This window comes from Candidatus Mycoplasma haematominutum 'Birmingham 1', from assembly GCF_000319365.1.
Lineage (GTDB): Bacteria > Bacillota_I > Bacilli_A > Mycoplasmatales > Mycoplasmoidaceae > Eperythrozoon_A > Eperythrozoon_A haematominutum.
Genome location: NC_021007.1, coordinates 92787 through 107471, shown reverse-complemented (window position 1 = coordinate 107471; position 14685 = coordinate 92787). Strand labels below are relative to the sequence as shown.

Sequence of the window (14685 nt, the reverse complement as noted above, 5' to 3'; positions counted from 1 at the left end):
TAAATTAAAGCATTCCAGAGACCCCTGAGGGGGTCTACAGGGAGCTTCGGGGTTGAGTAGCTGTTTCTTTTCATATCATCACTAGGGGGTGAAATTCTCCTGAATATTTAGATAACTTTTTTGAACTATAGTAGTTTTTAGGTAAGTTTATACCAGTACTGTTTGTATTAACTAGGGATTGTCTGCAGTAATTCTCATTTGTGCATTTAGAAAGTAACTTTCACCAGTGCACTAGCTCTCCAACATTTCCCTCTCGGAAGGCTGAAACAAAACTTTTATTTATTGCGCTATTTGGATTTCCATTTTTAGAATAATCAGTCATTCCTATATGCTTTTGATATCCTTCTCCTCCCTCTCCCTGATAATATCCTGTTGTCCACCAACTTCCTTCTCTATAGGTTACATAATTAGTAAAAAGCATAGGTCCAGAATATACAGAGTCATATGCATATTCAAGCTTTAGTGAATATTCTCTAGAATCTTTTGTCTTAGAGAACACAACACTTAAACCTTGATTATCGGTTTTCTGCTCTACTCTGTATTTCAGTTCTAGTTCCTGTCCTCAATCCCTGAAATAACTTCGAGCTAGGTGAGAGGCGGCATGATATTTTTCCTCACTACTAGTACCTCTGAAAGATACTGAGTAAGTTTTCTTATCCAGAGAATCAAGCTGAGATAGTTCCTGCACTAGAGAGTTGTTCTTTTTTCAACTAGCTTCAATATCGTTAGGCAAATCAGCCTCTACAAGACTCACAAAACTAGCACCGGGCTCCACATACATAGGAGTCTCTAGTGTTTTTATCAAGTCTTCTATTCACTGTTCTCTCACTGAAGAAGGTGCAACCTTTTGTTTTACATTTAAGACATGCGGTGCGGTTGTAGTAGTCCATTCTGACTCCACCTTTTGAATTGAAGATTGAGGTTCAAGAGTGACTGTGTTCTTAACAGTAGGTAAAATTCTAGGCATTTGAATTTCAGCTGACGGAGATAAGACTTCAACCTTCTTCGGAGCTGATTCTGGAGAAGCCTTTTCCTGCGCAACTAGACTTAATTTGTCTAAAGACTTACTTAGATGCATTTGCGGCGCTTTCATTCCCGGGGAGGTACTAAAATAAGCTGTTAATAGAGAAGGACCGGCTGCCGATAAAGTAATCAACCCCTTGCCTAAAAGGGGAGTTATGTTCAGCAAGGATTAGACCATAACTTAAATGCCCCCCCCCCCCAATAGTTAGGCTTCAAGTTAGGAAAAATAACCATAATCCCTAAAAACTAGGAGTTTAAAGAATATTCTTGATTAGAGACTTTATAGAATAACTCAGAAAAAGGATGAATATTTCTGTAATGATCTTCTACTCAAGAAAGTGATCTATCTATTCCGGTATTACGTTGAGACAAGACTATAGATTTTCTAAACAGTTGAGCACATTCTGAAGAACGTAAACACTGAGAGATTACACTAAAAAATTTTCATGTAATCTCAGGTTTGGAGTCTAATTTAGTAAACATTCCTGCAAATTCTTCATCTAATTCTGTTCAGGTTTGTCCCATTTTCTGAGTCATTTCCCTATTACCTCCAATGTGATTTCTCCACTTAGACCAAGACCCATTAGCCTGATAGTAGTCACTCTGCCACCAAGTTTTATCCTTGTAGTTAACTCTTGCTATGCTTAATTGATTTTCTCCTGTATCTCCTGAAAAATATATGTCTAGATAGTAGTGCTTTCCTTCAATTGACTTGGAAAATCTCAAAACATTAGCGCCAGGAGAAGAGTGAAAGCTGAATTCTAGCTTATCCGCGCCGGAAAAAAACTGAGCTGCTATTTCTGAACGCATACTAAGTATTGAGTTAAGCCTTTCTCGAGCTTTCTCTCCTGTTTGTTGTATTTTCAGCAAAGCTTCGGAATTCAAAGATATACTTACTTTTTTTGCATTCACACTATCTGACTGAACCCCAAAATCCCCTGAAGTATAGGAATTAACTTCTTCAGTGCTTACAAACTCTCTATCTTGTACTAAATCGGAGGTGCGAGGTAAAACTGCTTCTATTTTGTAAATTCAAAGATTGTGAAAACTTTTAGTAGCCCATAGTTCACCTTTTAAGAGTTGAAGTATATCTTCCACAAGTTTAGGAGCCTCCCTATCTTTTAGCTTCTCATTCTTTAACTGTTCTGGTAGTCTAACTTCAGTAAACTTAAGAACCTTTGGGGAAACAGCGGATGTACTTTCTAGTGAGCTATGCAATAGATCTTCTTGAGCTGCACTAGTCAACTTTGGGAGTGCTACCGTATTTTGCTGATTTTTAGCAGGGCTTGCAGGGATTTCTACATTATCTTTCTTCCCTTCTATCGTGTGTAACTTATGCCCCCCCCCCCCTCTTGAATTGTTAAATGTAACCACACTTGAATTTGCTGATTTACTTACAGAACCTAGATATATCAATACAGAAAAAGCTGAGGCTCCTAGAGTAGTGAGAGTTTTACCTACTAAAGTATTAAGTATCAGAGACATACTAAGAGTTTTTTAAATAATAAATGATAATCTACTCCCTATAATATTTAACTAATTTCCAGTGAAGTTATTTGACAGTCTCTCTAGACTTCCTAAATTTCTGCCAGATAATAAGTTAATCACTATATACATTTGCGGTCCTACTCTATATGATCAACTACACCTAGGAAATTTAAGACCTATTATTACATTTGACTTTCTGATTAGGTATCTAAAATCTAGGGGAATTTCATATTATTACATCCAAAATCTAACAGATATAGATGAAAAAATACTTAAAAAAGCTTTTAATACTGGAGAAAGTGTAAAAAATTTAACTTCCAGGTACTATAACTCCTTTTTAGATATACTGAAAAATTTAAATGTAGTGCTTCCCTCTAATTTTCCCTCAGTAAGTGAGAATATCGAAGAGATACAACGAGTAACTGAATGTTTAATCTCAACCGGTGCTGCCTACTGAGATAGGAATTCTCAAACGGTTAAGTTTAACCAAGTTGAAAAGGATGATAACCTTAATTACTTTTATTCTTCCGAGGCTACTAGTCTAGAAGAAGCTGATTTTGCACTCTGAAAGGAGAATAAACTCTCTAGCTTCAATTATGACTCTCCCTGATTTAAGGGAATTCCTGGCTGACATATTGAATGTTTTGCAATGATTCAAAGATATTTTGAACTTCCTATAACAATTCACGGGGGAGGAGTAGACCTAAAATTCCCGCACCATGAAAATGAAAATCTACTCTGTCGCTCCCTTTTTAAGAAAGAGCTAGCTGAAACTTGAGTACATGTAGGTCAAGTGCTCAATGAAGAAGGAAAACTCTCTAAATCCTCAAATCTTCAATTTTCAATAGAAGAGTGTGCCGGTGCCTATTCCTGAACTTTTCTGAGATATATCTTCTTGAAGTCTAAGTATCATAAACCCATTACTATTACTAAATCCCTACTAGAAGAGTATTGGGGTGAATGAAAGTCTTTTGTGAGTTCTCTAAACTATGCTGAAGCTTTATTAGTTAATGAAAGAGCCTCGCCCTGATTCAAAAGGGTAGAAATAACCTCTCCTGAGCATGAGTTTCTCAAAAGTATAGAAGATAACCTCAACTTGCCTGAAACTCTCTCCTGACTGGAGGGAGTTAAGAAGAAATTATTGCAGTCCCTAAAGAACAGACAATTGGGTGAAATTGAAGCTTATAGTGCGAGTCTAAGATACCATCTCTCCTGACTGGGTTTTGAACTACCTAGCTTAAAAAGTGAGCAGGTAGAAAAAACTAAGGAGTGACTTAATCTAGTTGAAAAAGAGGAATATGTAAGTGCTGACATATTGAGATCTAAATTACAGGAAGAGGGAATACTCCCTTAATTGAACTGAAAAGACAAATTATTTTTAAATGGTAAAAAGAGTGTCTTAGAAGCTTTGCAGCAGGAGGAATTGCGAAAACTAATTGCGAATGTATTTTTACCTTCTTCTCAACGTGAATTGCTCTCTGAGTGTGAGAGACTAAAAGTACCATACTCCCTTAAAAGTAAGTCCTGACTCTCCACTCTACAGGGAGAAACTAATTCTAAGTACAGGGATGTATTTGCATTCCTAAACTCTAAACCTCAACTTACATTTCAAGAATTACTCTTTGAACTAGCTAAAACTGATTCTCCCCAGTTAATTGTGATGGTGGATAAACTACAGGACTCTTACAATTTTGGTGCTATCCTAAGAACTTGTGTAGCTGCAGGAGTGACCTATATTATCTATTCAACGACTAATAATGTAAGGCTAAATAGTATCATTTTAAAAACTTCTCAGGGATATGCATTACATGCAAATTTAATTCCAGTACCTAATTTAGCTAATGCACTAGAAAAACTTAAAAAGATAGGTTTTTGGAGTTATGCTGCTTCGCTTAGGGAGGATTCTAAGTGTTTTTCTGAAGTAGAATTTGTGCCTAGAAGTGTATTAATACTTGGTAATGAAGGTAAAGGAATCTCCTGTAGAGTAGAGAAGCTAGCTGATTGAAGAGTTACTATTCCACTGAAAAATGGTGTAAGTTCTCTTAATGTATCTGTAGCAGGAGGAATACTCATATATGAATGGGTAAAACAGAACGGTGCTATCCTAAAAGATAAGTCACATACCTTAAACTTCGAGGAACTGCAACTAAAATAGAGTTAAATGGCCTTCTACCTTAAAGGTCTACTCTGGTTGGGAGTACTGGGGGGGGCGTTGACCGGAATAGGTTTGCCTACTAATAATGCCGTCCAGAGTATTTTGAACAGGCAGCAGGTGAGAAAAACAGGTTGACATACTCAGGCTGGTAGGGATTATGAAAGTTACTGGTACGGTGCTGGAGGTTTTGGAGATGCTAGGGATAAGCAAGTCCAAAATAATAGACAATGAGAGACTGAATTTAATAATGTATTAACGGGGATTCGCAGTTCCTGGGGTAAGCAAAATGTTGGAAAGGGATTAGAAAAGGGTTTTCATAACTGATTGAAAAATAAGAAAAAAATTTGTGAAAATGGTAATTCCAGTAATGGTTGTTATGTAGGAAAAATGGAATTCATAGATAATAAGGGAGAAACCTTATATGGTCGAATTCCTGTAAGAGATAGTAAGGGGAAGCACAATTTATATGTAAAGTGACAAAAGTGTAAGGCTGGTGCTAAAGCTTCAGCAATTTGACAGGGTAAGAAGAAATCAGAGAGTAACAACACTGCTTCAGCTAGCGAATCGAGTCAACAAACTAATCAATATAAGTGATGTTTCGAAGAGGCCAAGGTAACTAAATAGCTTCAAACTCCCCCTCCATTGGAGAGGAGTTGTTAAATAGGGTTGTTGATCACTTTGTAGGGTAGGGAAAAAATTTAATGGCTTTTTACTTTAGGGCTTTACTATGACTAGGAGTCCTGGGGGGGGCACTGACTGGAATAGGATTACCTACTAATAATGCTGTCCAGAGTATCTTTAACAAACAACAAGTAAGAAAAACAGGTTGACATACTCAGGCAGGTAGAGATTATGAAAGTTACTGATACGGTGCCGGAGGTTTTGGAGATGAAAGAACCAAAACAATAGCCGCTAATGGTTGGGAAAATGAAATTAAAACCGCTTTGACCGACATTAGAGGTGTGTGAGGTAAACAACAATTAGGGGAAGGGCTAGAGAAAAAGTTTGAGAGTTGACTAAAAACTAAAAGCCTCTGTAACAATGATTCTGGAAGCAACAATGGAGAATGTCAGGTTGGAAATATTGAATTTATAGAAGAGAAAGATAAGTCTCTGTTTGGGAGAATTCCCCTAAAAGATAAAGATGGAAAAAAGGTAAATGTTTATCTCAAGTGAATGAAATGTACTAACAGCTCTAAAAATACTAAAAAGGTAAGTGGTGTTTGATTTGGAGGACATAGAAAAGAGGGAGACCAGAATACTCCAACTACTTCAGGAAAAATACCTAAAAAATACAACTGATGTGTTGAATCAACTAGTTCTAAATAATTTTTAGTTAAAAATTAAAAAAATGTTTGAAAAATGTAGGGGAGTGCAGTATAATCTAGTGTAAAGTGGTTTCTTTTTCTAGAACCAAATTAGGTTGAGGTTGTGCTGCAGGAAGTGCTTGCCTAATTGGTGCACCTACTGCGGTTTATTTAAATAAACAGTCTCTGGTATTGGATTCAACTACTCGGGGGGGGGCACTCACTCAAAGTGAATTAGATAGTACTGTTCAGGTTGGATCGCCTTCGGGCGATCTAACTCTTGAATTACAAAAGGTAAAGGCTCAGGAAGATAAATTGACTCTTTCAGGTGAAAAAGAATCGAAATTTAGTGAACGTTTTGATAATTTTTGGAAAACGCTAGACAGTGGATATAGAAACCAACAAAAAGGTAATGATCAAACCGGTAATACCTTTAACTTCAGGGAGGAATTGGGGTCAATACTTAAAAATGAACGGGATAATGACACCGATTGGGTAATCTCAAAAGCTGAGTATAAGGATTGTTCTCGAATTACAGGGGGTAAGACAGACTACTGTGGATACCTAGAGTGGAATAAAGGTGCTTCTAAATATAGATTGAAGGTAGATCGCTATGGCAATGGTCAGTCAAAGTCTTGAGATGTAACCTTACTTAGACTAAAGTCTCAGAGCCAGAAAACTGAGTGATATTCTAGAAAATCCAAGAAGTGAGATTCTGCCCTAAATAAAGGGTTGGATAGCTTTCAGGGTAATGATAAAATGGCTCAAAATTGATGGGGAAAATTAGACGGAGTGTCAATAGAAATTAATAAGAAATAGATGCAACCTTTTTCCAAATCTAAAGCTGTTTTATCTATCTTTACTGGAGGATGTTGCGTCGCCGGTGCGACTACTGCAGTTTACTTTAATCACGCAGAGAGAACAGCATTACCAGAAGAGATAACTTCTAATTTAAAGAGTGATGGAATAGCTCAAGTGTCAGAGAATATAACTGAAGGGGGAGAAGATGCAAGAGAAGTTCAGTCAGTTAAACCTGCTGTAGCTGCAAATTCTGATAAATCCTCAATTGAGAGTGATAAAGTGGATCATGAGTTCTTTAATAAACTTTGAGAGCATATCTCTAGAGAATATAGAACAAAACAGTCAAATAATGGTAGTGAAGGTAATAGTTTAAGCTGGGGGTCTGAACTTAGAAACATATTGCTAAATGCAGGATCTTCAACTAGTGAATGAGTTATTGATCAAGAGGAATATAAAAACTGCTCAACTGTAACGGGAGGAGTAACTAGTTATTGTGGGTTTCTAAAACTACAGGGGGAAAACTTGGAATATAGATTGAAGTTTGATAGATATGGAAGGGGAGGAGATGGTAAGAAGTGAACTGTAACTGTAGTAAGAAAAAATGGAAGTAATGTTCAATATTATTCAGAAAATAGTAAATCTTGAGTTTCTTCAGCTTTTAATAACATAGATGATTTTCAGGGTGAAACTAGAAGTGCATATAACAGGTGAATTTCATTAAGTGGAAATTCAATCACTAAATATTCATAGTGGAATTATTTAAGCTGATCAGGTAAATTTTATGACAATAACTCCTAAGGTTAGATTAGGTTTAGTGCTCTCAGCTGGAGGAGTTAGTGCTGCAGGTGCGACTACAATGTTTTATGCTAGAGAAAATACTTCATCTGAGCAAAAACCTGAGTTACAACTAACGCCTACTAGCCTAGATAACGAATTAGTAACTGCAGTGACTATGTCAGACGAGATTCTGGAAGGACGACCAACCGCTCAGGAAACGACGCAGCAACTACATAAAGCTTTTGAAACGCTCTGAACTCAGATAGAGAAAGAATATAAGACTGCTCAACAAGATACTGAACGTAAGGAAATAGGCTTAAACTGAAAGAGCGAGCTTAAAAATATCTTGACTGAAAAAACAACAGACTTGTTTACTGACTACAAAATCAATGAAAATAAGTGAAAAAACTGTAGTACTATAGGTGGTCAAGATGCCTACTGTGGATACCTAGATATAGAGGGAGGGTCAACTAAATATCGGTTAAAAATTGATAAATATGGAAAGGGACAACCTCAAGATTGAGATGTAACTGTAATTAGAGCTAATGGAAGCAAAATTGAGTGATATCTAGAAAATGAAAGAGGCTGAAAAAATGCTAGCAAACAAGATTTAGAAATGTACCAGGGAGAACAAAGGGCTCGAGACAATTGATGAAGTACTTTTTCTGGAAAATCCATAACAATTTGAAAGTCACGAAGATAAACTAGGGAAAAATGTCTACTTCCCCTAAAACTAGATTGGCTTTAGCACTATGTACAGGAGGTACTTGTGCAGCTGGAGAGACAACTGCTATTTACCTTGAATCCTCCCCTGGGCTCCCGATGGTGGCGAATGTAGATAGTTCTGTTAAAAGTTCAGTTGAATTAACTCAGCTGTCAAGCGATACTACTGGAGCTGAAGAAATTCCAGCTGTACCAGTATCGGTTCAAACCGCAGACCGTGAAGCTATACAGTCCGAAAGGTTGGACACTCAGGTGAGAGATAAACTTTTTGAGGAAATGTGAAATAAAGTTAGTGAAAAGTACCGATCAAAGCAAACAAAGTATGATGATCAAAACAATCACTCTTCCTGAAAGGCGGAATTAAAGGGGATTCTAGATAAAGAAGTCAGGAACAATCACTCAGCTTGAATAGTTGAAAAGGATGAATATAAAGATTGCACTACAGTTACTGCTGGGAAAATTGACTACTGTGGATATATAAGGTTGACAAAAGATGGAAACGAATATAGGTTAAAAATTGATAGATATGGAGTTGGTGGGGGTGGAAAAAAATGAGATGTAACTATAGTTAGAAAGGTCGGGAGTTCTATTCAGTGATATTCAAAAACTGATAGATCCTGAAAGAACACTACTACTACTAATATAGATAGTTTTCAGGGATGAGATAGAAGTTCTCACAATTGGTGAATAAAGTTAGAGGGGGCTTCGATTAATATAAGCTCATAGCCTTCTGTTTATTTAATGCACTAATATAGCTTTCTACCTTAAAGGTCTGCTTTGACTAGGAGTCTTGGGGGGGGCGCTAACAGGAATAGGTTTACCTACTAATAATGCTGTACGAAGTATATTCAATAAATGGGAGATAAGGAAAAATGGATGAAGCGGCGCTGCTGCTAAGTCTTATGAAGAGTACTGATATGGTGCTAATGGGTTTGGAGATACAAGAAATAAGCAGGTAAGTAATGGTGAATGAAAAACAGAGATAGAAAATGCTTTAAAGGAAGTGAGGTCTGCTTGAGGCAAGGAAAATTTAGGAAAGGGTCTTGAATCAAAATTAGATAGCTTTATAAAACAAAAAAACTTATGTAATGGAAGTTCAGGAAGTGGTAGTGGTACTCAATGTCGTGTAGGGAATATTGAATTTATTGATGATAAAGGGAATGCGCTATATGGTCGAATTCCTATTGAGGATAACAACAATAAAAAAAGTAACCTCTATGTTAAGTGATTGAAGTGCACCAAAAATACTGCTAAAGCTTCTGCTGTATGAGTTGGTAGAGTATTAAAGCAAGAAGAAAGTTCACACAGCACCTCTAGTTCTAGTAATGGCCCTAAGTGAAATTGATGTATAGAAGTAAAAAAGAAATAGTTCCCTAAAATTGCCTTTTACATTAAAGAAAGCAGAAATTACTGTCGTGTTACAATAATTTAAAAATGGCTTTTCTCTGGTCGTTCTTCAAAGTTGTGCTCCTCGGGGGGGGGATAAGCTCTATAGTTTTACCGTCGCTCGTTGCGACGGGATTTAAGGACTATGATGGATATGGTAAATCTAACAATCCCGGTTCATCGACTGGATGAACTGCTGGAAGCCGACCTACTGAGTGGAAAAAATATGATGATCAGGCTAAGCAAGTGGGTGCATCTGCAGGAATTCATGTTGGGAGGATTCCCTGAAAAACCAAGATAGGAGGTAAATTAAAAACCAAATGCTCCAATAGTTACAGTAATATTTCTCTAGGCTCTCAAAGTTGAACCGTAGGGAGAAAAAATTGATACAAAAATAAGAAGCTTTTTGGTGAAATTGAAGTCAAATGTCAGGGTAAGACTCACACTCTCTATCTGAAATGAGAAGATGAAAATACAAGTAAGCGGGGATGATATGGACGTATAAAGTAGTTAAGGTGCGCTGATTTGTTTAGAGGATAAATTAGTTAACTTTTTCTAACCTATGGGTTGATTGTGATTTATGCTTAGATTAGGTCTGCTTGGGGGGGGCACTGCCTCAATAGTTCTGCCGGCCTTAGTAGCTACAGGATTTAAAGATTATGAGGGACATGGCAAAAAAAATAGAGATACATCTTCGGGAGGTACTAGTAGCAATTCTTGAAGTAATACAGGGTCTGCACTAGATAGCTCCAAAACTAAATCAATAGGAGACAATGCTACCCGAATAGGGAAGGGTTACGGAATCTCTGTGGGGAGAATTCCCTGAAAAACCAAGATTACTGGTAAGTTAGACAATAAGTGTAAAAATGGAAGTTCGTCTGCAGGTACTATAACATTGGGTAGTGATAGGTGAAATGTGGGCAGAAAGGATTGAAAAACTAATAAAAATTTATTTGGAGAAGTTCAATTTGAGTGTCAGAATAAAAAAGGAACACTCTTCCTAAAGTGAGAGGGCAATTCTAAGAAGCAAGGTTGGTATGGTAGAGTAGCTTTCAATAAATAGAAATATGGAAAGTAGAAATTAATGGGACTCCTCTGAATGTTTTTAAGACTAGGTCTACTGGGGGGGGGCACTGTATCAATAGTTTTGCCAGCCTTAGTAGCTACAGGATTTAAAGATTATGAAGGTCAGGGAGCTAAAACTAGGCAAGGTAGTGCTTCAAGCAGTGGTTGGGCTAGTGGAGGCAAAAAAATAAAAGATTGAAAAAAAGTGGACCAGAGAGCCAAAGATATAGGTAGAAGTTACGGTATTGAAGTGGGGAGCATTCCCTGAAGAAATAAGATTGACAAAAAGTTAGAACAAAAATGCAAAAGTACAGGGGATAGTAGCAGTGGGAGCACTTCTGATTTTGAAGTAGGCAGCCAAAGCTGAAATATTGGAAGAGCTAATTGACAGACAAATAAAAAACTATATGGTGCCTTAGAAATAAAGGGTAAAGATAAATCTTGTACACTATACCTGAAGTGAGATGGAGATTCCACAACTACTAAAAAGGGATGGTATGGTCGGGTAGTTTCAGCTTAAAATTTCAGCGCTGGCTGACTTAAACATTCAATAAGGGAGGTACGGCCCTCCCTTGTGGGGGAGACCTTATGAGTTTTTAGAACTCCTGGAAGTTAAACTATCAAGTTCTTCAATTAGAATGACGTTCTTTAATTTCCCTTAGATGGCTTTCTACCTTAAAAGTTTGCTTTGATTAGGAGTACTGGGGGGGGCGCTCGCAGGAATAGGATTACCTACTAATAATGCTGTACAGAGTATTTTGAATAAATCAAAAATACGCCAAAATGGTTGAAATACTCAAGCAGGACTAGCTTATGAAGACTACTGGTACGGTGCTAAAGGATTTGGTGATGATAGAAATGAAACTGTCAGCGATGGTCAGTGAACTAACAAGATTAAGACTGCTTTAAGTGATATCAGAAATCAATGGGGTAAACAAAAATTAGGGGAAGGGCTAGAGAAAAAGTTTGAGGGATGGTTGAAAACTGAGAAGTTATGCGATGGAAGTGTAACTCAAGCAAGTACTGGTTCAGGCTCTCAGTGTTCTGTGGGAAAATTGGAGTTTATAGAAGAGAAAGATAAGTCTCTGTTTGGGAGAATTCCCCTAAAAGATAAAGATGGAAAAAAGGTAAATGTCTATATAAGGTGATATAAATGTACTCAAAACCCTCAAAAGGGTAGCGGAATATGGTTTGGAGGTAGTAGAAAGGAAAATGGTGCAGAAAAAACTTCCAAAAATTCTATTCAAAATCAATCTAAATATAGTTGATGTTTTACATCAACAGAATCAACTAAATAATTAAGTGTGAAACCTGCTGTAAAGCCCCTTCTGTATTTAGGTTGTGCTACAGGAACAACTTGCTCTATTGTTATTCCTGTAGCCTTACAACTTAATAGAGGGGATGAAAAAAATCATACTATAGCTAATGATTTAGCTTCAGATGAAGACAGTGTGCAGGGCCCAAATGGATTAATACTGCCTCCTCCAAGTATTGCCGGCAGGAATCATATATTAGGGAATGAGGACGATCATATAGATATTGAGGGCCAAACCTTTGAAAGGTTATGGGACAAGGTTCACTTAAATTACAAAAGTGCACAAGTTGAAGGCAATACTTTAAACACATCATCACTGAAAAATCAATTAAACAAAACACTCGAGGCAATGGGCGCAACAGAACTTAATGTCTGAAAGCTTGAAGCTCAAGATTGGAGAAATTGTAAAGGCAATCAGGTACACTCTACCACCTTCTGTGGTTACCTAGAAATAAAAAATGAATCGCACCGCTTCAAGATAAAAATAACCTCTGAACTTGAAAATTGAAAACTAACTGTAGTTAGAAAAAAGGATAATGACAGTGAGATATTCTTGGAAGCCTCTCAAACTTGAACGCCATTAAAAGATATAGAATTTAACAACTTGACGACATTTAGGAATACTGATGAAGGGGGTTGGAAGAAACTTAACCTAAATTAGGAGAAATTCTGGATAGGATTTAAGTTCAATGTTGCTTAGAGGTCTTATTGGAGCGACTAGTATAGCTGGAATTAGCGCTACAGTAGCAGTGCCTGTAACTCTTAGTCTCAGTAGAAGTTCCGAGGTGCTAAAAAGTGATAAAGTTGGTGAAAATTCACACACTCGGGGGGGGGCTAACAACCATGCGGCAAGAGTCTCCGTAACACTCTGTAATGAACCCTCCCCCGGGGAGGGTGCTTCCATATCTTTTGGAGCGCCTTCACAATCTGAAATTTGCTGAACTAGTGAAATTTCCGACTCTATTCGAGATAAAGAGGTATTAATTAATAACTTACTTAGCTTATCTTGAAGTAATGTTCAGTCTTGAGCTAGTACAAATATAGTGTCTCAACAAAGTTACTGTAAAGATACCTCTAGTGAAGATCCGGAATTATGACCTAATAACACTGGTGATCGAAAGTGTGATGGAGTGGAATATATAGGGCTAGAAGATACCAAAGAGGGTATTTGGGTGAAAAAAGTAAGAACTGAAGTATCAATTTGTGCCTCGCAATGTTGAGAGTTGTCTGATAGTAAAACTTCTAATTCAAGATATTTACCTCAATGAGCTAAAGAAAGTGAGGAAAGCTGAAAACAGCTTCAATTTCACACCAAACAAAATATTTCTCCATTAAACTAGATATTCCAATTGTTTTTGATCAAATGGGGATTATCGTTAATAGCTGTAGCTAGTGTGAGTTCTTCGGTAGCAATTCCCTTAAGTCTACAGTCGCGGGCAAGTTCCCCTGAAGTCAAGCAATTGGAGACAATTCCAGCAATATCTACTGTTTCTATTAACCTAACAGAGTGTCCGGAATCAATCGAATCTAGCTACACTGCGGTCACATTTGGAGAGAATGAAACTGGAAATCTCTGCTGAAAAACTGAAGCTGGATGAAATAACTACTCGAATAATCACCAATTTTCCACTTTCCTGAAAACAGCTTGACTCAAGGGGAGTCGGGAGTGAGGTGATGATACATTCGAAGTTTGAAAGCTTAAATGTGAACAATCTAGTTCGAAGTGAGAAATATGAAGCACCAGTGATAGTGATACTGATAAAGTAGTGGGATTGTGTGATTCTCAGGCCATAAAGGAGGTTCCCTTTATAAAAAAAGAGGGTCAAAATAATAATTTAACTCTGTCTGTATGTAATGCTGATTGTTGGGAAGATGACACTACCGGTGCTACTAATGTAACTCAATTGCATGAAGAAAAAACAGAAAATTGGAAAAAAGTACTATTCTATAAGACGTAGAGGATTTGCAATTTCTATGAAAAACACTTCTAGGGATCTGTGGAACTGCGGGAGCAGTATCTGCGGTTACAGTGCCAGTGGCATCTAGCATAAATAGAGGAAAAGTTGCTGATACAAGTGGAATAACCCAAGTGGCTACAAATAGTAGAGATAGCTCAGATTCTACTGAAGCTGTGAGTGTGCGAAAATGTCAGGATAGTGAATCTTCTGCAGCCCAAAAAATTAATTTCGGAGCTACTTCTCTCCGCGACATCTGCTGGGAAAGCCCATCAATTTCAGACGATGAATCAGAATTAAATCCTCTATTTAGCAACCAGTGAAAGCCTTCCAATTCTTGAGAAACATTGGAATTTCAAAACTGAAAAACTAGCTGTGACTTAGGAACTGACAAATGAGAAATTTGAAGTACTACTGGAGATAATGATGCAACAAGAGAATATTACATAGGTTTGTGTGGCACTAATAGTAAAAATCTCAGTGAAACATTATTTTTAGTGCAAAAAAAAGAAAGTCAAAATACAACTATTTCTGCATGTAAAGGAAATTGTTGAAATTTGCAAGAGACTGAGCACAATGATAGTAAAAAAACCTTACAGGATGCTAAAGAAGCTGCTTTTCAAGTTATTAATTTCTACAGAGTCTAAATAGATAAGACCCTATTTCAGTTAATATTTCCTTAAGTCTGAAA

Annotated in this window: 19 protein-coding genes; 17 read left to right on the top strand and 2 right to left on the bottom strand. The window is 37.1% G+C overall.

Going from position 1 to position 14685, the window contains the following annotated elements; genetic code table 4:
- Positions 1–34: 34 nt before the first annotated feature.
- Positions 35–1156 carry a hypothetical protein gene (locus tag MHM_RS00615; protein WP_146222355.1) on the bottom strand — a complete coding sequence of 374 codons (1122 nt, stop codon included), beginning with the start codon at positions 1154–1156 and terminating at the stop codon, positions 35–37.
- A 113-nt stretch (positions 1157–1269) separates the two neighbouring features.
- Positions 1270–2508, bottom strand: coding sequence for a hypothetical protein (locus MHM_RS00610; RefSeq protein WP_015511495.1), 1239 nt, complete (start codon positions 2506–2508; stop codon positions 1270–1272).
- 61 nt (positions 2509–2569) lie between these two features.
- Here MHM_RS00610 and MHM_RS00605 point away from each other — a divergent pair, with 61 nt between their 5' ends.
- From MHM_RS00605 to MHM_RS00525, 17 genes are all read left to right on the top strand, one after another.
- Positions 2570–3865, top strand: coding sequence for a class I tRNA ligase family protein (locus tag MHM_RS00605; RefSeq protein WP_015511494.1), 1296 nt, complete (start codon positions 2570–2572; stop codon positions 3863–3865).
- On the top strand, positions 3866–4666 hold the full coding sequence (rlmB, locus tag MHM_RS00600; RefSeq protein ID WP_015511493.1) for a 23S rRNA (guanosine(2251)-2'-O)-methyltransferase RlmB: 801 nt from the start codon (positions 3866–3868) through the stop codon (positions 4664–4666).
- A 6-nt stretch (positions 4667–4672) separates the two neighbouring features.
- Entirely contained in the window at positions 4673–5290 is a 618-nt protein-coding gene (locus MHM_RS00595; protein ID WP_015511492.1) for a hypothetical protein, read from the top strand.
- A gap of 77 nt (positions 5291–5367) precedes the next feature.
- Positions 5368–5994, top strand: a complete 627-nt coding sequence (locus tag MHM_RS00590) for a hypothetical protein (protein ID WP_015511491.1) — start codon at positions 5368–5370, stop codon at positions 5992–5994.
- Positions 5995–6059: 65 nt separating this feature from the next.
- The gene (locus tag MHM_RS00585; protein ID WP_015511490.1) at positions 6060–6791 is read left to right on the top strand and encodes a hypothetical protein; all 732 of its coding nucleotides are present in this window, start codon (positions 6060–6062) and stop codon (positions 6789–6791) included.
- Positions 6792–7523 (top strand): hypothetical protein, encoded by a 732-nt coding sequence (locus tag MHM_RS00580; RefSeq protein WP_015511489.1) that lies wholly within the window; start codon positions 6792–6794, stop codon positions 7521–7523.
- A gap of 31 nt (positions 7524–7554) precedes the next feature.
- Positions 7555–8253 carry a hypothetical protein gene (locus MHM_RS00575; protein ID WP_015511488.1) on the top strand — a complete coding sequence of 233 codons (699 nt, stop codon included), beginning with the start codon at positions 7555–7557 and terminating at the stop codon, positions 8251–8253.
- 11 nt (positions 8254–8264) lie between these two features.
- A complete protein-coding gene (locus tag MHM_RS00570; RefSeq protein ID WP_015511487.1) occupies positions 8265–8999 on the top strand; it encodes a hypothetical protein in 735 nt (244 codons plus the stop codon).
- Between the two features lie 64 nt (positions 9000–9063).
- Entirely contained in the window at positions 9064–9642 is a 579-nt protein-coding gene (locus MHM_RS00565; protein WP_015511486.1) for a hypothetical protein, read from the top strand.
- 65 nt (positions 9643–9707) lie between these two features.
- A complete protein-coding gene (locus MHM_RS00560; RefSeq protein WP_015511485.1) occupies positions 9708–10169 on the top strand; it encodes a hypothetical protein in 462 nt (153 codons plus the stop codon).
- 70 nt (positions 10170–10239) lie between these two features.
- Complete coding sequence (locus MHM_RS00555; RefSeq protein ID WP_245529182.1) at positions 10240–10722, top strand: hypothetical protein; 483 nt, start codon at positions 10240–10242, stop codon at positions 10720–10722.
- Between the two features lie 36 nt (positions 10723–10758).
- Positions 10759–11244 carry a hypothetical protein gene (locus MHM_RS00550; protein ID WP_245529181.1) on the top strand — a complete coding sequence of 162 codons (486 nt, stop codon included), beginning with the start codon at positions 10759–10761 and terminating at the stop codon, positions 11242–11244.
- A 142-nt stretch (positions 11245–11386) separates the two neighbouring features.
- Positions 11387–12022: a hypothetical protein gene (locus MHM_RS00545; RefSeq protein ID WP_015511482.1), complete on the top strand. Its 636-nt coding sequence runs from the start codon at positions 11387–11389 to the stop codon at positions 12020–12022.
- A 6-nt stretch (positions 12023–12028) separates the two neighbouring features.
- The gene (locus MHM_RS00540) at positions 12029–12700 is read left to right on the top strand and encodes a hypothetical protein (RefSeq protein WP_015511481.1); all 672 of its coding nucleotides are present in this window, start codon (positions 12029–12031) and stop codon (positions 12698–12700) included.
- Between the two features lie 28 nt (positions 12701–12728).
- Positions 12729–13379, top strand: a complete 651-nt coding sequence (locus tag MHM_RS00535) for a hypothetical protein (RefSeq protein ID WP_015511480.1) — start codon at positions 12729–12731, stop codon at positions 13377–13379.
- Between the two features lie 54 nt (positions 13380–13433).
- Positions 13434–13997 (top strand): hypothetical protein, encoded by a 564-nt coding sequence (locus MHM_RS00530; protein WP_146222353.1) that lies wholly within the window; start codon positions 13434–13436, stop codon positions 13995–13997.
- A 77-nt stretch (positions 13998–14074) separates the two neighbouring features.
- Positions 14075–14641: a hypothetical protein gene (locus MHM_RS00525; protein WP_187286208.1), complete on the top strand. Its 567-nt coding sequence runs from the start codon at positions 14075–14077 to the stop codon at positions 14639–14641.
- Positions 14642–14685: the final 44 nt, after the last annotated feature.